The following is an 18,410-nucleotide window of genomic DNA, read 5'->3' on the forward strand; positions in this document are numbered from 1 at the left end:
TTTGATTACTATTTTTTATTTTCCATGTATCATTAACCTTTCAACAGGCGTAAACAAAGGTTTTTCCGTTACCTACAAAGTAACGGGACATACTCAAATTATTAACTAAAGCAACAAAACAATGAAGAAATTCAGACATTACGCCTTACTGCTGGTTACGGCAATGACAGTATTTGGTTGTTCAAAAGACTATGACGACACCGAATTAAAGCAGGACATTAGCGATCTTCAGTCAAGAGTGGAAAAGTTGGAAACATGGTGCACCACCGTCAACTCGCAAATCAGCGCTTTGCAAGGATTGGTCACCGCGTTGGAGGCGAAAGACTATGTGACAGGCGTTTCACCCGTGATCAATGGTTACACTATCACTTTCTCCAAGAGCGACGCTATCACCATCTACAACGGCAAGGACGGAGCCAAAGGAGCGGACGGTGTGACTCCTGTGATCGGAGTAGACCAATTCGAAGGAGAGTATTACTGGACGGTAAAGATAGGTACCGCTGCCGCCACTTGGATGCTCGACGCCGATGGCAAGAAGATTCGCACCACTGGCGATAAAGGTGCGGACGGAAGCGCAGGTATAAACGGTCAGTCTCCCGTATTGAGCGTAGCTACCGACACCGACGGCAAAGTTTATTGGAAAGTAAACGGAGAATGGTTGCTGAACAGCGGAAAGAAAGTACAAGCCACAGGTGATAAAGGCGACAAGGGTGAAACAGGTTCAGCAGGTGCTGCCGGAGCAGACGGTGCACAAGGCGATGCCGTATTTGCCGCAGACGGTGTAACGGTAGACAAAACCAAAGGCACGGTAACCTTTACCCTTGCAGGTGAAGACGGTGAAACATTTACCCTGCCAATGGCAAGCGAAATGAAGATATTTAAAGAGTTTACTGACTGTATGGTGCGCCCAGCGATGAAGACTCTAACACTTGATTTGAACTTGAAACAGGACGAATACACAGCTATTAAAGCTGAACTCACCAGCAGTAAAGGCATGACGACAGCTATCGTAAAAGCCACTCGTGCCGCAGCCGGTAGTCCGTGGGGTGTAACACTCAAAGAGCCAACATTCAATGCTGATAAGTCGATTAAAGAGAACGCCGTAGTTACCTTCGACTTCCCTGCCGATGTAGCCGAAGACGAATTTGCCCTACTGAAAGTAGCAGTAATTGATACCAAAGGGCAGGAGCATGCTGCTACACGTATCATCGTATATAGTACGAAAGTAGCTGTGGAAAGTGTAACACTTAATCAGGTCACAATTGATGTCAATGTAGGTGACGAAGCGAATTTAATAGCTACCGTCACACCTGCTGACGCTACTACTCAAACTCTAAAGTGGGAAAGTAGTGATGATGAGATTGTAACCGTAGATGCAGCTGGAAAAGTGACAGGGGTTAAGGCTGGTTCTGCAACTATCACTGTTACTTCTACAGCCGATGCTACTAAGACTGCTACTTGCGCCGTGACCGTGAAGAGCGTTGCCGTGACAGGTGTTACGCTTGAGGGAGACAAAACCATAGCCATAGGTGAAACGCTAAAGCTCACTGCTACTATTGCCCCTGCCAATGCTACGAACAAAAAAATCACATGGAACAGCAGTAACCCGGAGATTGCTTCTGTTGGCACTGATGGTACAATAGAAGGTAAAGCCGCAGGTGAAACAACCGTTACTGTAACTACCGAAGATGGAAGTAAAACTGCTACTTGCAAAGTGGAAGTAACGAGCATACCTTTAAAGGCTTATAATGTCGGAGATTATTATCCTGATGCGGACGATTCAAGCACAGCTATAGGTGTAGTATTTCAAACTACTAATGGAGGCGTTCATGGTAAAGTCATATCATTGGATGAGACTACCGCACAGTGGAGTACGGTGAATCACTATTTCACAGCAAATAATTATAATGATGGTGCTGCAAATACCAAGATAATAATGGAACAAGCAGAGGCTGCTACGAAATATCCTGCCGCTGCATGGTGTGTAGCCAAAGGTACAGGATGGTATTTGCCCGCTGAAGGTGAATTGAGGGAATTTGGTAAAATTTGGGATGCGAATGCAACAACTTATAATACGAAATTTACCAATGCAGGTGGAACAGCCATAAATTTAAATTCGTTTGAGAATTACTATTGGACTTCCAGTACTAATTCTGGCAGAGATTCAGCTGTTACTTTCAAAGGTGGAAGTATGGCAACTTCTGAAAAAGAGAATTACAAAGTGCGTGCTTGCTATGCTTATTAACTTTTATTCAGTCAATAGCGCCAACAAGTTAAGTAAAATATAATATCCAGCAAGCTGAAACCTAATTGAGTTTCAGCTTGCTTTGTTTAAAACCTTTATAACTTTAGTAAATGAAGCATCAGAAACAATTAATCCGGATAATCAGCCTAAATCCAATTAGAATATCCTACTTTTGTACACTGAACTAAATAAGGAATAAAATGAGGACAAAAGACTGGAAAGCAATAAATAATGCCAAAGTGCTGGTAGTGGGTGAAGACTCTAATTTACAATGGTCGGAGAGTGTGCCTGAATATGTAATGTTTGCCGATTACTACTTCCGTGGCTTTCCCGAAGATCATGGTGAACGCAGCCGTAATGTAGAGGCGCGCAACCTTTTTAATTATATCACCAAACTAACGGGTAACCAGATGACTCCCGAAGATTTCTATATCACCAATCTGTGCAATGATAACTTGGAACCTGCCCCCAAAGGAAAGAGGGTTTTCATACCCGAAGATAAAGCTCTGAAAGGAATTGAACACATCGAATGGATTTTATCACAGAATCCCACCATCGAATATGTGTTTGCCATGTCGCTGCAAACCAATTACTGGCTTCAGAAAGGCGGATTCTACGAAGGCAGTGCCGAGTTTCTATCAGCTGCCGAACCCCGGCGCACAGGAACCGAAAACTATCAGCCCTTTTACCAACCGGTAGACGGCAAGGCATTTATCCAAGTCTGTGGCAATTGCTACGATGCCAAAAACTTTCCGGTGAAAGTGATTCCCATCCTTCCTGCTAAAGATTTTCCTTTATCCGAGCAGAACATGGAGCGATACGGGGAAGCTTGCAAAAAGGTGAGTGGTTATTTTTAATAAAGGAGGAGACGGGAATACATATTATAAATAAGGTGTTCTCTTCTTCTTTCCATATTCAGCTTTTTTGTCTCTTATTTTCCTTTCCTCTCTTTCCTTTTTCCTCTCTTTCCCCTTTTTTCTATTCTCTCTCTCTTTTCTATTTTGTTCCTGTTTACCTTTTCTTTTTTTCGTATTCCGAAAATCCTTTTCCGGAAACATAGTGAAAAAGAAAAAATCAGTAGTAATTTTTAAAAGGCAGAAATATTTCTTTGATTTTGTATAGAACAAAAGAAAATAATTTCCCACTTTTGTAGCTGCAATAGGGGATAGGTGTCCTGTGAGATGTCTGTTTTCCGGAAAAAAGATGAATGAAAACAGAATACTTCTTGCGTTAAAATCAGAAAAAAGTTTTCCGTTTTGGAAAACTTTCTATATCAGCGAGAAAGAAAAGTTTCCCAAAATTTAATGTTAAAAGCTAACCAAGCTATTAGATAATCTTCTATCTTTGTATCCGGTTTCGGAGCTAAAAGAGGTTTAGTCAATGAGGGAACGCTGTGTAAATCGGCGACAGTACCCGCTGCTGTAATTCTCTAAGAATCCGCACAATATGCCACTGCATCGACATCGGTGTGGGAAGGTGTTGCGAGGGAGAGATAAGTCAGAAGACCTGCCGGAATTTTTTAATTTTCAATTTTCAATTTTTAATTTAATAAGCTTTCGGGAGTTAAAGTTATGAACTACGCGGAAATTTGTATCATCAAACGTGATGGTAAAAGAGAAGATTTCTCTATCAGTAAGATTAAGAATGCAATCAGTAAGGCATTCAGTGCAACCGGTTTTCAGGATGAGCAGCAGTTGGTGGCTGACATCACTATGAACGTAATCAGTCAGTTTACAACTCCTACTATTACCGTAGAAGAGATTCAGGATTTAGTAGAAAAGTCGTTGATGAAAGTACGCCCGGAAGTAGCGAAGAAATATATTATTTATCGCGAATGGCGGAATACGGAGCGCGATAAGAAAACCCAGATGAAGCAAGTGATGGACGGCATCGTTGCTATCGACAAGAACGATGTCAACTTGAGCAATGCCAACATGAGCAGTCACACGCCTGCCGGCCAGATGATGACGTTCGCTTCCGAAGTAACCAAAGATTATACGTATAAATACTTGTTGCCGAAACGTTTTGCCGAAGCACACCAGTTGGGAGATATTCACATCCACGACTTGGACTATTATCCGACAAAGACGACAACCTGTATCCAATATGATATGGACGACCTCTTTGAACGCGGTTTCCGCACAAAGAACGGCAGTATCCGTACCCCGCAAAGCATCCAGAGTTATGCTACGCTGGCTACCATTATCTTCCAGACGAACCAGAATGAGCAACACGGCGGACAGGCAATTCCTGCTTTCGATTTCTTCATGGCAAAAGGTGTGGCCAAATCTTTCCGCAAGCATCTGGCATCGTTCATCAATTTCTATGTCGCCATGGAAAACGGACATCAGGCCGATGAGAAATCCATTCGCACATTGATTAAAGAATATCTTCCGTCTATCAAGTCCACCGAAGCCGAACGCGAAACATTGCGCATCGCTTTAGTGGCTTTACAAATCATTATAGACAAGGAACACCTTGCCCGTATCGTTGAGAAAGCTTATCAGCAGACCCGCAAAGATACCCATCAGGCAATGGAAGGATTTATCCACAACCTCAACACGATGCATTCACGTGGCGGTAATCAGGTGGTATTCAGCTCCATCAACTACGGTACGGACACTTCTGCCGAAGGTCGCATGGTGATCGAAGAATTGCTGAAAGCTACCATTGAAGGATTGGGCACAAGAGGCGAAGTGCCTGTATTTCCGATCCAGATTTTCAAGGTGAAAGACGGAGTTTCTTACTCGGAGAAAGACTTTGAGAAAGCAATGAAAGCGGAAAACATCGAAGAGGCAATGACCGACCGTTACGAAGCTCCCAACTTCGACTTGCTGTTGAAGGCTTGCCAGACTACGGCGAAAGCGCTGTTCCCTAACTTCATGTTCCTCGACGCACCTTTCAACCAAAACGAGAAATGGAAAGCGGACGATCCGAAACGTTACATCTACGAATTGGCGACGATGGGTTGCCGTACCCGTGTTTTTGAAAACGTGGCAGGAGAAAAATCTTCTTTAGGCCGTGGCAATCTTTCATTCACTACGCTGAATATGCCGAGACTGGCTATCGAAGCCCGCATCAAGGCGGAAAACCTGATAGAGGATGAACGCAACAAGGATGCCATTGAACAGAAGGCAAAAGAAATTTTCATCGAATCCGTACATACTATGTCGGTTCTTGTAGCCGATCAGCTTTACGAGCGTTATCAGTATCAGCGTACGGCCCTGGCACGTCAGTTCCCGTTCATGATGGGAAATAATGTGTGGAAAGGCGGCGGGGATTTGAACCCGAACGAACAGGTGGGTGACGCATTGCGCAGCGGTACGCTGGGGATCGGATTTATCGGCGGACACAATGCGATGGTGGCTCTCTACGGCCAAGGTCACGGACACAACCAGAAAGCATGGGACACGTTGTATGAAGCTGTGATGGAAATGAATAAAGTGGTAAACGAATATAAAGAGAAATATAACCTGAACTACTCCGTTCTGGCTACTCCTGCCGAAGGACTTTCGGGACGCTTCACTAAAATGGATCGTCGGAAATATGGAAAAATCCCCGGAGTGACAGACCGCGACTATTATGTCAACTCTTTCCACGTAGACGTGAAAGAACCGATCAGCATCGTTGAGAAAATCAAGTGTGAAGCTCCGTTCCACGCCATTACGCGCGGCGGACATATCACGTATGTAGAGCTGGACGGTGAAGCACAGAAGAATGTACGTGCCATCGCCAAGATTGTGAAAGTGATGCACGACGAGGGGATCGGCTACGGCTCTATCAACCACCCGGTAGATACTTGCCATAACTGTGGTTACAAGGGGGTTATCTTCGATAAATGTCCGGTGTGCCAGAGTGAAAGCATCCTTCGTATGCGCCGTATAACCGGTTACCTGACAGGCGATTTAAGTTCTTGGAACTCTGCCAAGCGGGCAGAAGAACAAGACCGCGTAAAACACCTGTAAGGAGTTGAAAATGGCCTCACTAATAGGCTTCTATCTTTAATTTTTTAATTTTCAACTTTCAATTTTCAATTTAAGAAGTGAATTTATTAGGAACTTATCCTGAAACGATTGTTGATGGTGAAGGCATCCGGTACTCTATTTATCTTGCCGGATGTTCCCATCACTGTCCCGGTTGCCACAACCCGGAGAGCTGGAATCCGGGGGCGGGGGAAGAACTGACGGAAGAAAAAATACAGTCCATCATCCGTGAAATCAAGGCAAATCCTTTGCTGGACGGTGTTACTTTTTCCGGTGGCGATCCGTTCTTCCGTCCGGAGGAGTTTCTGCCTTTACTGAAACGGGTGAAAGAGGAGACGGGGATGAATGTGTGGTGCTATACAGGATATAGCTACGAAGAAATCAAGGCACACCCCCGCTTGAGCGCTGCCCTTGATTATATAGACGTATTGGTGGACGGACGCTTCGAGCAGGCTCTTTTCTCTCCGTATCTGGAATTCAGGGGAAGCAGCAATCAACGGATCTTGAAACTGAAATAAACTGCACTAAAAAAACTTATTTTTCAAAGGAAACAAAAACACCTCTGTCATTGTTTTGTTTACCTTTACAAATCCCTCCGGGAGGAACGACTACACTTACAAGAATAAGTTTTTATGGTACAATCAATAAATCCAACTCAAAAAATAGAGGAAACCGACGGATTGCCGATGCCTAAACGGATTTGGGCAGTGGTGTCCGTCGGATTCGCTCTTTGTATGTCGGTATTGGATATTAACATCGTCAATATCGTACTACCCACGCTTTCGCATGATTTTGGGACTTCTCCCGCAGTAACAACCTGGATTATCAACGGCTATCAGTTGGCCATCGTCATATCGCTATTGTCTTTTTCCGCTTTAGGTGAAATCATCGGTTACCGGAAAGTCTTTCTTTCGGGTATCGGGCTGTTTTGCATCACTTCATTGATCTGTGCCTTGTCCGATTCGTTTTGGACGCTAACCGTCGCCCGTATTTTTCAGGGGTTCAGTGCTTCTGCCATCACCAGCGTGAATACGGCACAGCTACGTTATATCTATCCGAAGAGCCAGATTGGGCGGGGAATGGGGATTAATGCGATGGTTGTTGCCATATCGGCTGCCGCCGGACCTTCTGTGGCGAGCGGTATTCTTTCTATTGCCAGCTGGCACTGGTTATTTGCTATTAATGTTCCGTTGGGACTTACCGCATTGTTTCTCGGCATCAAACATCTGCCAAGGCAGGAGGAACGTTCGAAACGCAAGTTTGATTATATCAGCGCCATAGCGAATGCGGTAACCTTCGGTCTGCTTATATATACGCTGGACGGATTCGCCCATCACGAGGAAATGGATTTTCTTTTCATCCAACTGGTTGTATTGGCAGTAGTCGGCACGTACTATGTGCGCCGACAACTGGCGCAGACTACCCCGTTACTACCACTCGACCTGTTACGGATTCCGATTTTCCGGTTGTCCATCCTGACTTCCATTTGTTCCTTTATCGCTCAAATGTCGGCAATGGTTTCCCTGCCCTTTTTCCTGCAGAACACTTTAGGACACAGTGAGGTGATGACCGGACTTTTGCTTACTCCGTGGCCGTTGGCTACGTTGGTCACGGCTCCATTGGCAGGGTATCTCGTGGAGCGTATTCACCCCGGTATCTTGGGAAGTATCGGGATGGCTCTGTTTGCCATCGGACTTTTCTCGCTTTCCAGCCTGACTGCCGAATCATCTGATATAAGTATTATCCTGCGTTTGATGTTATGCGGTGCGGGCTTCGGATTGTTTCAGACGCCGAACAATAGCACGATTATCTCTTCCGCTCCTACGCAGCGTTCGGGAGGGGCCAGTGGGATGCTGGGAATGGCCCGCCTGTTGGGGCAGACCACCGGAACAACATTGGTTGCATTGCTTTTCAGCTTTGTCACTCATAGCCGGAGCACAGCTGTTTGCCTGATGGTGGGGAGTGGATTTGCCGTTGTGGCAGCCATCGTCAGTAGCTTGAGGCTATCGCAGCCTTCCACCCTGAAAAGAAAATAATGAAGTCCTGAAAGAGGATTAAGTCTTTCAGAACTTCGCAGGAACATCATACAACATATTAGTAAGTAATCATTCAAGATGAACTTGAAAGATTTGACTTTCTAGTATTTCGTTTCCCGTATGACTTCTACCAGACGGCGGAAGTCTTCCGGATGCACATCACCGATGTTGCCGATACGGAAGGTATCTGCTTTTGAAATCTTTCCCGGGTAAATCACGAATCCTTTATTTTTCAGTGCATAATAGAATGTTTTGAAGTCGAATCCTTCATGCGGATAAAGGAAAGAAGTGATGATAGGCGACTGGATGTCATCTTCGAGTAATGTTGTGAATCCGAGTGCACGCATACCTTCCACCAAAATACGGTGATTTTCGCAGTAACGTTGGTAACGTGCTTCTACGCCTCCTTCTTCAATCAATTCCGTCAGGGCTTGTTTGAAAGCACGGACAACATGTGTCGGTGAAGTGAAGCGCCATTTTCCGTGTCCCTTTTCCATTGTTTCCCATTGGTCGTAGATGTCCAGAGAAAGAGAGCGTGCCACTCCTTTGCAATGGTTTAATTCCGAACGGCGGGCGATGATGAATCCGAATCCCGGTACACCCTGAATACACTTGTTGGAACTGCTGATCAGGAAGTCGATACCGAGTTCGTTTACATCTAAGGGGATACCTCCGAAGCTGCTCATACAGTCTACAATCAGCTTTTTACCGTGCATCTTGACGATGTGGGATAGTTCTTTGATCGGATTCAGGATACCGGTCGTTGTTTCGCAATGAACGAAAGCGACATGTGTGATATCGGAATTATTGCTAAGATAATCATCTACATATTCAACTGATACCTGCTCTGTTTCTTCAAAAGCCAGCATGTCGTAGTCGAGGTGGTAATATTCTGCAATGTTGCCCATACGGTCGCCATAGGCTCCGTTGCTACAAATCAGGAGTTTGTCTTTCGGGGTGATGGTGGCGCCCAAAACGGCTTCCACGCAATAGGTTCCGCTTCCCTGTAAAAGGATGGAGGTGTATTCTTCCGGTTTTTTAGTGGCGATGTTAACCAGGTCTTTGCGGAGTTCCTGAACGATGCCGAGGTTGTAGTCTTCGTCCCACGTACACCAGTCGGTCATCATGGCTTCTTTTACTGTTTCAGAGGTGGTTAGAGGTCCGGGAGTTAATAACAAATATGGTTTCATAATGATGTTTTCTTTAGAAATGAATAAATAAATGATTTTGATCTTTCTGATTGTTGGATGCGGGCGTGAATGTTAGTTGCCGGCGTTGATCGTTTCAATCAGTGCGGGAAGTTCTTCGATAGTGCGTATCATGTAAGAAGCTCCTGCGGCAAGCATGCGCTCTTTGACGTCTGCGATGCGGGCTTCGAGTTCGGAGGCAGGCATTGATTTTGTCTCTGCTTCGGTAAGTGCCATCTCATTGCTGCCGAGAATCACGCCTACACTATACACTTTCGCGTTCACTCCTTCGCGGATATCGGCAATCGTGTCGCCTACTTTTATAACGGTGTCGAGGCTGGGAACTGCTAATTTCGTCAGGTTCTCAAAAATCATGTAAGGAGCGGGACGTCCGGCGGGAAGCAGGTTGGGAGTGGCGCAATAATCCACGTGGTATCCTTTTGCCTGTGCGGCGGGGAGGACTACATCCATCATTTCGCGGGTATAGCCGGTGGTCGATCCTATTTTAATACCTGCGGCACGTAACTTCTCCAAAGTCGGGATTACTCCCGGAATAGGGTCTGTGTAGTTTTCGAGAGAGGCGAAGAGATGCTTCTCGAAAAGGCGGTTCAGTTCTACCACGTCTTCTTCCGTCCAGGCGCGTTGGTAACGGGCGGTAAACTGTTCGTTCACGTCAGACATGGAAAGTAGTTCGCGGATGTGTTGAATCTTGGGTAGTCCCATTGGTTTGCGGGTCTGTACAACATCGATCACCAGTCCTTTTTCGGCGAATGCTTCGATAAAAGCAGCTACGGGGGCAAAACATCCATAGTCAACGGCTGTACCAGCCCAGTCCATAATAATACATTCAATCTTTTTCATTCTTGTTTCTATATAATATTGGTTTATTCGTCGGAAATTAATAAGAAGCGAGGGAGGGGACGGGGCAGGATTCGTTCCCGCGTATTTCACCCTGTTTCCCTTTTCTGTATTTTTGTGTCAGATAAATCATTGCTAAGGTAAATGCGAAGGTGCAGACGATTCCTACTGTCCCTGCCATTGTATTGTAGAACTCCAGCCAGTTCAAATCCGGGTTGAAACATTCTTTCACTACCAATACCACCACTGTGCCTGTGTAGCCGATAGAGTCGACCATCGCTATGAAGAAACCTACATTTCCCTTGATGCGGAAACAGGCGATGAAGCGGTCGAAGAAAATGGTTTGAAAGCTCAAGTAGGAAAAATAGAGGCAGAGGCTCTGGATAAATAACCAAACGAGCGGAGAAAGTTGCAGGGTGTGATAGTTGAATGCTACAGTACTAAGTGTGATTGCTCCGGCAATGACAAGGGTTAATAGGACGGAAAGTACTTTGATATGGCTTTTTATTACTGCCAGAGTGGCGAAAATGGCCAGGATAATCAGTGTGACCACGCCGTCCACTTTGGCGAATACCCACGGGGAAAGTCCGGCGGCATTGACGTCTATGATTTTCACCAGAAAGTCTTCCTTGACATCTTGTAAAACGGTGAGAAAGAGGTTGGCGAAGAAAAGTAGTGTCAATACGGGAGCAAAGCTGCGGAACAGGTTCCAACGTTGTTGCTTGTCGAGGGTGACACGTTCCACACGCAGCGCTTTGTCTTCGGCAGTCGGTTTGGGCAGGTGATCGAGGATATAGCCCAGTCCTGCCAGCAGGGGCAATGCTACCGCACCGATCAGTGCAGGCATCCAGAACTCACTGACGTGCAGGGTGTCGACAACGAAAAGTCCGATGGATTTGGCTGTGCCGCTACTGACTGCGATACTGAGTCCGAAGAGGGAAGCGAGCAGATCCGTCACCCGGCGTCCTTCGAGGAAACTGAAGATGACTCCCCACATACAGCCAAGTGACAGTCCGTTGAAGAACAACGCCAACACATTGAACGGGCGGGGCAGGCATCCGAAAAGAACCAAAGAGAGTTCGGCCACTAAAATAGAAACAAGAATGAATTTCAGGCGGCCTTCTCTCTTCAGTTCGGAAATAAGTTTGATCCCGATAAACTTGGATACCATATATCCGAATATCTGGATGATGCTGGTGGCTATCTTATAGTCCATTCCAAATAGTTCCATGCCGTCGAATGTGGCGGCGGTGAACGGTTTGCGTAGTGCGTAGACTAATGAATAGGACAGCAGTGCCGCTCCTCCCGCATAAAGGATAAAGAGTAAATCGGAAAGTTTCTTTTGGGCCGAAGGCGACAGTTTTTCTTTGAAATTCATAATGCTATTTTTTTTGTTTCCGGTGCAAAAGTAGGGTGCCGGAACGAGTGAAAAAATGAATTTCAATGAATCATATTGTATATATGTGCCTTTCTGTGTACTGAAATATTAATGTAATATTCATGCAATACAAACATAATACTTTAGTCATTCCTTTGCAACGGAATCAATTAACAGACCGAAAAATCATGGACGAACTTACGGATATTTATAAAAGAATAGAGTACCTGCGCAACAACGGGGTGAAGATGAAAGAAATTGCCGACCGGGTGGATATGGCTCCGAGTGTGTTGTCTGCTTTGTATTCGAGTGTGCTTCCCGCTTATATCGACTTATTGAAAACACGTACACCGGACGAGGCGCTGGATGAGGCTTTGGCGCTGGTGAATAATGTTTCCAAGAAACGCTTATTAAATAATGTGGGATCGGTGAGGCTGTTGCTTCAGGAGATGGAACCGGACGTGCAGAGCGAGGCGGAGAGTGGCAACTCTTTTATCAAGTTGCTGGGGAAGGAGGCGAAGGAGTCTGTGCAGGAGGTGTATAATTATAGCGGTATGTATCTTAGTTACAGTTTGTCGTCTTCTACGGATAGCCTGAAGATCGAGCCGTACATGATTGGTGCTTCCGAGAATAATGAGTATGTGAAAGTGGGGATGATTAATGCGTATAAGTCGGTGCATTGGGGGAGCGGGATTATCAGTAATCATCAGAACTCTTACCTGATGTTCAACGAAAGGGATTTGCCACAGTTTGCGCTGGTGACTATTTACCTGCAACTTCCGCATTATGAGTTTCCGAATATGCTGAAAGGGCTTTATCTCTGTCTGGACTACAATCATAATCCGATTGCGCGTCGTATTGTGTTGGTGAAACAGTCGGATAGTACGGATGTTAATCAGTTTCTGGAGATGGAAGGGTGTCTGGTTCCGCGGGCGGAATTGACTCCGGAATTGGAGGTGTACTATAATTATACGTGTCAGGAGGGGGATTATATCAAAACGTGCACGGTACCTTCACCTAAGTTGGATGAGACGGATTTGGAGAGAGAGAAGAAGATGTTGAAGATTTAAAGACAAACAACAATAAAAAAAGAGCTGTCAAAACATCTGCATTGATATAATTTAGGCACGGATTACACAGATTTCGCGGTCTTTTTTAAACTAAAACCGTGTAATCTGTGTAATCCGTGCCTAAATTATATTCCTCTTATTCTTTGTGTATACTTTCTATTGTTGCGCTCACTAGAAGAAGAATCGCAAAATATCATTGAAGTTAGCCCATATCAACAGACCGAAGAGTAGAATCATACCGGTCATCTGGGCGTATTCCATAAACTTGTCGCTCGGTTTGCGGCGTGCTATCATCTCGTAGAAGAGGAAGAGCACGTGTCCACCGTCTAATGCGGGGATAGGGAGGATGTTCATGAAAGCCAGAATGATGGAAAGGAAGGCCGTCATATACCAGAACTGATGCCAGTCCCAGGTAGCGGGGAAGATGCTGCCGATCGTTCCGAAGCCGCCCAACTGTTTGGCTCCTTCTTTCGAGAAGAGGTATTTCATGTTTCCTACATAGCCTTTCAGGGTTTTCACACCGAGGGAGACACCTGCGGGGAAGGATTCAAAGAAAGCATATTCTTTTTTTACCATAGGGAGCAGACGGTCTGTGACGAGACAGGCGGTTACACCCATCAGGTAGGCGGAGTCTACACGCATACTTAGTGTGTCTGTTGCGCCGTTACGCACATAAGTCAGCGTGATTAGGCGCGGATCTATGCTGTCTTTGAGCAGGGTTGCTTCGTTTTTCTTACGTTCTGCCATCGCTTCTTTAAAGTCGGAGAAAGAGATGGGGGTTCCGTTCAGGGCGATGATGCTGTCACCTGCCTGGATTCCTGCTTGTGCGGCAGGAGAGTTCACCATTACGCTGTCTATAACGTACGGGAAACGGTAAGAGGCGAAACGGACGCTGTCTGCCAGAAGGCGTTGCATCAGGTCTTCCGGGATATAGACGGAGGCTTTTGCTCCGTTACGGATGACGCTTACTTCGCGTGCATCGGCAATCTGGCTCAACATGTCGCCGTCATAACGTTCGAAAGGAACACCGTCGGCAGAAAGGAGGATATCACCGTCCTGGAAACCTACCGCTTTGGCGGTCTCGTTGAATTCCATACCCAGAGGAGCTTCCTGTACCTTTATATACTGGTCGCCCCATGCAAAAAGAATCATGGAGTAGATGAACAGTGCCAACAGGAAGTTGAACAGTACGCCACCCACCATGATTAGCAGACGTTGCCACGCCGGCTTGGAGCGGAACTCCCACGGTTGTTCGGGTTGTTTCATCTGCTCGGTATCCATCGACTCATCAATCATACCGGCTATCTTGACATAACCGCCCAATGGCAACCAACCTACTGCATACTCTGTGTCACTTTTCTTGGGTTTGAACTTAAAAAGGGTGAACCAAGGGTCAAAAAATAGGCAGAATTTTTCTACACGCACCTTAAACAAACGGGCAAAAAGAAAATGCCCGCCTTCATGAATGATAACGAGCAAGGATAAGCTCATAATCAATTGCAGGGCACGAATCAAAAATGTTTCCATATAGTCTATTTACAGTTTAAAGCCTTCAACGAATTCTCTACCGAAGAGAGGATATAAAGGCTATTTTCAATTTATATTAATACTAATCAATTTCTTTATTTTCTTTGTTCATCAATGGGATGAAGCGGATTATATCAGACTGGCTGCTATTTTCCTTGCTTCCGCATCCGTAGCTACATAATCATCGTATGTCGGATTGGCGATGAAGGTAGCCCGTTCCATTGTTTTCTCTATCACGTCGCTCATGCCGAGGAAGCTGATGCCGTCTTTCAGGAAAGAGGCTACCACTACTTCATTGGCAGCATTGACGATACAGGGCATATTCCCTCCGCGATACATCGCTTCGTAGGCGAGTGCCAGGTTGCGGAACCGTTTCGTATCGGGTTGCTCAAACGTCAGGTTCGTGCATTGGGAGAAATCGAGCCTGTCGAAAGAAGAGCTGATACGGTCGGGGTAAGAGAATGCGTACTGGATGGGCAGGCGCATATCTGGCATCCCAAGTTGTGCCTTGACAGCTCCGTCTTCAAACTGCACCATCGAGTGAATGACTGATTGCGGATGTACCACCACTTCGATCTGGCTGGGCTGCACACCGAACAACCATTTAGCTTCGATCACTTCAAAACCTTTATTCATCATGGAAGCGGAGTCGATTGTTATTTTTGCTCCCATTTCCCAGTTGGGGTGTTTCAAGGCTTGCGTCTTTGTGACGGATTTCAGCTGTTCCAAGGTGCAAGTGCGGAACGGACCTCCGGAGGCTGTCAATATCACTTTCTCAATCGGGTTGCCCACTTCTCCTGCTAAACACTGAAAAACAGCAGAGTGTTCAGAGTCTACCGGCAGAATCGGAGTGCGATATTGTTGTGCCAACTGATTAATCAGTTCACCCGCTACTACCAATGTTTCTTTATTGGCCAACGCAATCGCTTTCTTGGCGCGGATGGCGTTGATGGTTGGTTTTAGTCCGGCATAACCGACCATGGCTGTCAACACCATGTCGATGGGACCTGCTTCTACAATCTGACAGATAGCGTCTGTGCCTGCGTACACTTTGATAGGCAGGTCGCTCAATGCTTCTTTCAGTTCGGAATACTTTTCTTCGTTGGCTATCACTACCACTTCCGGCTGGAACTTCCGTGCCTGGGCAATCAGTAGTTCCACGCGGTTGTTGGCTGTCAGCGCATAGGCTTCGTACAGGTCGGGATGTTCCTCGATGACTTGCAGAGCCTGTGTCCCGATGGAGCCTGTTGAACCTAGGATAGCTATTTGTTTTTTCTTTTTGTTAGTCTCTATATTCATTTTTCTATTATCACTTAAAATACGATGTATTTTTCGGGATTTACCGGATGACCTTTATACCAAAGTTCGAAATGGAGGTGCGGCCCTGTACTAAGTGTGCCGCTGTTTCCTACCAGAGCGATGGCTTCGCCTCCTTTCACGCGTTCACCTTCCTTTTTCAGGAGGGAGCCGCAGTGTTTATAGATTGAAATTAAATCCTGGTTATGTTGTACGCCAATCAGGTAACCCGTTTCGGCGGTGTATGTGCTTAGGATGACGGTTCCGTCCATGGTTGCCAGTACGCTTTCGTTGGGATTGGCGGCGATGTCGGTGCCGTAATGTTTCTTCTCGGCATTGAAGTGGTCGGACACCATGCCTCGTGTCGGACGGTATAAAATGAGTCCGGTCACGTCCGGTTGGGAAGTGATGGAGGTCAGGTTATATTTTTCATTCTCTTCATACTGACGGCGGAATTCTTCTTCACGTTTGGTACGTTCCATCAGTGTGTCTTCGCGGGCAGCGGTCAGCGAATCGAGAGTCTGCACGCTGTCGATGGGTACTTTTCCACTGAAGATATCCTGAATGTTCATGATGTAAAGATTCTGCTTGTTGAGCACTTGTTGCAAAGAGTCTACACGCAGGGCATTGTCCACGATTTGTGTACGGACTTCACTGTTCATGTATCCGGGGAGGTAGTTGCGCAGCGGGGTGAAGGTGATGATGCAGGAAGCAATCAGGAAAAGCACTGCCAGCACGCAAAGTAATACGGAAAGTCCATTGAGCTTGGATACACGAAGTCCGACAATTTCTTCAAGTGTATTTTCATTAACGATCGTTAGTTTATACTTGAACTTGAAATTTTTCCAGAAAGCTTTACTTCGTCTTCTCTTTGGCATCTCGGGTATTTACTGTTTTTACTATTTACTATTTACTATTTTCAGTGGATGAGCGGCTCATCGTTTGATTCGTTCTCACCGGTCATCTTCCAATTCCTCCAGATTGAGCAACCCTTCGGGAAGTTCCACCGTGATGAGTTTCTGTTTCTGGTCTATTCCTACGATAAATTCCTCCTGGGCGGGAACGAGCAGTTCCTCTTCTTCCGCTCCTTCAACTACGAAAAGGGTGTTTACCGTAGTGGTATCTACGTCTATTACTTCTCCCAGAAGTCCGTGATGGATGTCTTCCATCCGGAAACCGATGAAGAAGTTCCAGGACAGTTCGCCGTCTTCCGCTTCTTCTGCGTGTTTCACAGGGAAGTAGACTTCAATGTTGGTGAACATTCGGGCACGTTCGGCACTGTCGACTCCTTCCAGTTTTACCAAGGCGGTGGAGTCTGAACGGAAACGGTATTCTTCGATGAAGAAAGGCACGAAGATGCCATCGAGCAGGCATATCAGGTAATCACAGTCGACACGGTCGAAAATGTCGTCCGTGAAGGTAAACTGCAATTCGCCGTGAATGCCGTGCGGTTTATTGAACAATCCTATCTTGTATACTTCTTCTTTCTTTATCATATCCGGGTGATTCTGGCTCCGATAGCGTTCAGACGTCCTTCGATGTTCTGATAACCACGGTCTATCTGTTCGATGTTACTAATGGTACTGGTTCCTTCGGCGCTCATGGCAGCAATCAGAAGGGCGATACCGGCACGTATATCCGGTGAGGTCAGGCGGGTACCGCGCAGCTTGAAGCCGTGGTTGTGTCCGATGACTACGGCGCGGTGAGGGTCGCAGAGAATGATCTGTGCACCCATGTCGATCAGCTTGTCCACAAAGAACAGGCGGCTTTCGAACATTTTCTGATGAATCAGTACGCTGCCTTTGGCTTGTGTGGCTACAACGAGCATTACACTTAGCAAGTCGGGAGTCAGTCCCGGCCAGGTAGCGTCGGCTATCGTCATGATGGAGCCGTCGATAAATGATTCTATCTGGTATGTTTCCTGTGCGGGAACGTAAATATCGTCTCCTCTCTGTTCGAGCTTGATGCCCAGGCGGCGGAAGCTCTCGGGGATGATTCCAAGATTCTCGTAAGAAACATTCTTGATGGTAATTTCGCTTTTCGTCATTGCCGCCATGCCGATGAAGCTGCCCACTTCAATCATGTCAGGCAGTACGGTGTGTTGCGTGCCGTGCAGCTCTTCCACACCTTCGATGGTGAGCAGGTTGGATGCGATACCGCTGATTTTGGCTCCCATCCGGTTGAGTAACCGGCAGAGTTGTTGCACGTAAGGTTCGCAAGCGGCATTATAAATAGTGGTAGTACCTTTAGCAAGCACGGCAGCCATGACGATGTTGGCTGTTCCGGTGACAGATGCTTCGTCCAGTAACATATAGCTTCCCTGAAGTCTGTCGGCCGTTATTTCGTAGATACCCCGCCCTTCATCGTAGCGGAAGTCCGCCCCTAAATTCTGAATACCTACAAAGTGAGTGTCCAAACGGCGGCGACCGATTTTATCTCCTCCCGGCTTGGAAATCAATGCCTTGCCGAAACGTGCCACCATGGGACCTATAAGCATCACAGAGCCTCGCAGACTGGAACATTTCTTCAGGAATTCATCGCTTTCCAGATAAGCCAGGTCTACATTTTCTGCTTTAAAACTATAAGAATCAATGCCTTTCTTTGCAACCGTTACTCCCATCTCCCGCAAGAGCTGAATCAGGTTGTTGACATCAAGAATGTCAGGTATATTGTTCACCGTTACTTCCTCTGCAGTCAGCAACGTGGCACAGATTATCTGCAAAACTTCGTTTTTAGCTCCTTGCGGATGAATTTCTCCGCAAAGCCGATGTCCTCCCTCAATCACAAATGAAGCCATTAATTTTAAGTATTAAGTATCAAGTATTAAACA

The 18,410-nt window shown here is 46.2% G+C and carries 15 protein-coding genes and 1 riboswitch; of the genes, 6 read left to right on the forward strand and 9 right to left on the reverse strand.

Annotated elements, in window-relative coordinates:
- The first annotated feature begins 121 nt into the window (after positions 1 to 121).
- Entirely contained in the window at positions 122 to 2,245 is a 2,124-nt protein-coding gene (locus I2I13_RS16745) for an Ig-like domain-containing protein (RefSeq protein WP_195650041.1), read from the forward strand.
- 200 nt (positions 2,246 to 2,445) lie between these two features.
- A complete protein-coding gene (locus I2I13_RS16750; RefSeq protein WP_195650042.1) occupies positions 2,446 to 3,102 on the forward strand; it encodes a hypothetical protein in 657 nt (218 codons plus the stop codon).
- 24 nt (positions 3,103 to 3,126) lie between these two features.
- On the opposite strand, the gene I2I13_RS16755 is transcribed toward I2I13_RS16750, so the two are convergent.
- Positions 3,127 to 3,390 (reverse strand): hypothetical protein, encoded by a 264-nt coding sequence (locus I2I13_RS16755; protein WP_195650043.1) that lies wholly within the window; start codon positions 3,388 to 3,390, stop codon positions 3,127 to 3,129.
- Between the two features lie 189 nt (positions 3,391 to 3,579).
- Positions 3,580 to 3,774, forward strand: a riboswitch (cobalamin riboswitch).
- Between the two features lie 42 nt (positions 3,775 to 3,816).
- Here I2I13_RS16755 and I2I13_RS16760 point away from each other — a divergent pair.
- The 3 genes from I2I13_RS16760 (at position 3,817) to I2I13_RS16770 (ending at position 8,264) form a co-directional block, all read left to right on the forward strand.
- Positions 3,817 to 6,210, forward strand: a complete 2,394-nt coding sequence (locus I2I13_RS16760; protein WP_148365064.1) for an anaerobic ribonucleoside triphosphate reductase — start codon at positions 3,817 to 3,819, stop codon at positions 6,208 to 6,210.
- A 77-nt stretch (positions 6,211 to 6,287) separates the two neighbouring features.
- Positions 6,288 to 6,746 (forward strand): anaerobic ribonucleoside-triphosphate reductase activating protein, encoded by a 459-nt coding sequence (gene nrdG / locus I2I13_RS16765; protein WP_148365063.1) that lies wholly within the window; start codon positions 6,288 to 6,290, stop codon positions 6,744 to 6,746.
- A 114-nt stretch (positions 6,747 to 6,860) separates the two neighbouring features.
- A complete protein-coding gene (locus I2I13_RS16770) occupies positions 6,861 to 8,264 on the forward strand; it encodes an MFS transporter (RefSeq protein ID WP_148365062.1) in 1,404 nt (467 codons plus the stop codon).
- Between the two features lie 101 nt (positions 8,265 to 8,365).
- Here I2I13_RS16770 and I2I13_RS16775 read toward each other — a convergent pair whose 3' ends face one another.
- The 3 genes from I2I13_RS16775 to I2I13_RS16785 all read right to left on the reverse strand — a co-directional run bounded on the left by I2I13_RS16775 (position 8,366) and on the right by I2I13_RS16785 (position 11,687).
- Positions 8,366 to 9,454, reverse strand: a complete 1,089-nt coding sequence (locus I2I13_RS16775; RefSeq protein ID WP_148365061.1) for a 2-aminoethylphosphonate--pyruvate transaminase — start codon at positions 9,452 to 9,454, stop codon at positions 8,366 to 8,368.
- A gap of 72 nt (positions 9,455 to 9,526) precedes the next feature.
- Positions 9,527 to 10,312: a phosphonoacetaldehyde hydrolase gene (gene phnX, locus I2I13_RS16780; protein WP_195650044.1), complete on the reverse strand. Its 786-nt coding sequence runs from the start codon at positions 10,310 to 10,312 to the stop codon at positions 9,527 to 9,529.
- A gap of 37 nt (positions 10,313 to 10,349) precedes the next feature.
- Positions 10,350 to 11,687 carry a DUF5690 family protein gene (locus I2I13_RS16785; RefSeq protein ID WP_195650045.1) on the reverse strand — a complete coding sequence of 446 codons (1,338 nt, stop codon included), beginning with the start codon at positions 11,685 to 11,687 and terminating at the stop codon, positions 10,350 to 10,352.
- Between the two features lie 188 nt (positions 11,688 to 11,875).
- Here I2I13_RS16785 and I2I13_RS16790 point away from each other — a divergent pair, with 188 nt between their 5' ends.
- Positions 11,876 to 12,757 carry a hypothetical protein gene (locus tag I2I13_RS16790; RefSeq protein WP_148365058.1) on the forward strand — a complete coding sequence of 294 codons (882 nt, stop codon included), beginning with the start codon at positions 11,876 to 11,878 and terminating at the stop codon, positions 12,755 to 12,757.
- Between the two features lie 171 nt (positions 12,758 to 12,928).
- Here the strand turns inward: I2I13_RS16790 and rseP are convergent, their stop codons facing one another.
- The 5 genes from rseP to murA all read right to left on the reverse strand — a co-directional run bounded on the left by rseP (position 12,929) and on the right by murA (position 18,377).
- Complete coding sequence (rseP, locus tag I2I13_RS16795; RefSeq protein WP_148365057.1) at positions 12,929 to 14,284, reverse strand: RIP metalloprotease RseP; 1,356 nt, start codon at positions 14,282 to 14,284, stop codon at positions 12,929 to 12,931.
- Between the two features lie 129 nt (positions 14,285 to 14,413).
- Positions 14,414 to 15,583, reverse strand: a complete 1,170-nt coding sequence (locus tag I2I13_RS16800; RefSeq protein ID WP_148365056.1) for a 1-deoxy-D-xylulose-5-phosphate reductoisomerase — start codon at positions 15,581 to 15,583, stop codon at positions 14,414 to 14,416.
- Positions 15,584 to 15,597: 14 nt separating this feature from the next.
- A complete protein-coding gene (locus tag I2I13_RS16805; RefSeq protein WP_004317001.1) occupies positions 15,598 to 16,458 on the reverse strand; it encodes a M23 family metallopeptidase in 861 nt (286 codons plus the stop codon).
- A 75-nt stretch (positions 16,459 to 16,533) separates the two neighbouring features.
- A complete protein-coding gene (gene rimM, locus I2I13_RS16810) occupies positions 16,534 to 17,076 on the reverse strand; it encodes a ribosome maturation factor RimM (RefSeq protein WP_122136998.1) in 543 nt (180 codons plus the stop codon).
- On the reverse strand, positions 17,073 to 18,377 hold the full coding sequence (murA, locus tag I2I13_RS16815) for a UDP-N-acetylglucosamine 1-carboxyvinyltransferase (RefSeq protein ID WP_004306881.1): 1,305 nt from the start codon (positions 18,375 to 18,377) through the stop codon (positions 17,073 to 17,075). Before murA ends, rimM begins: the two co-directional genes overlap by 4 nt.
- Between the last annotated feature and the right edge of the window lie 33 nt (positions 18,378 to 18,410).

This window comes from Bacteroides sp. D55t1_190419_B8 (genome assembly GCF_015558905.1).
In the GTDB taxonomy this organism is placed as follows: Bacteria; Bacteroidota; Bacteroidia; order Bacteroidales; family Bacteroidaceae; genus Bacteroides; species Bacteroides vicugnae.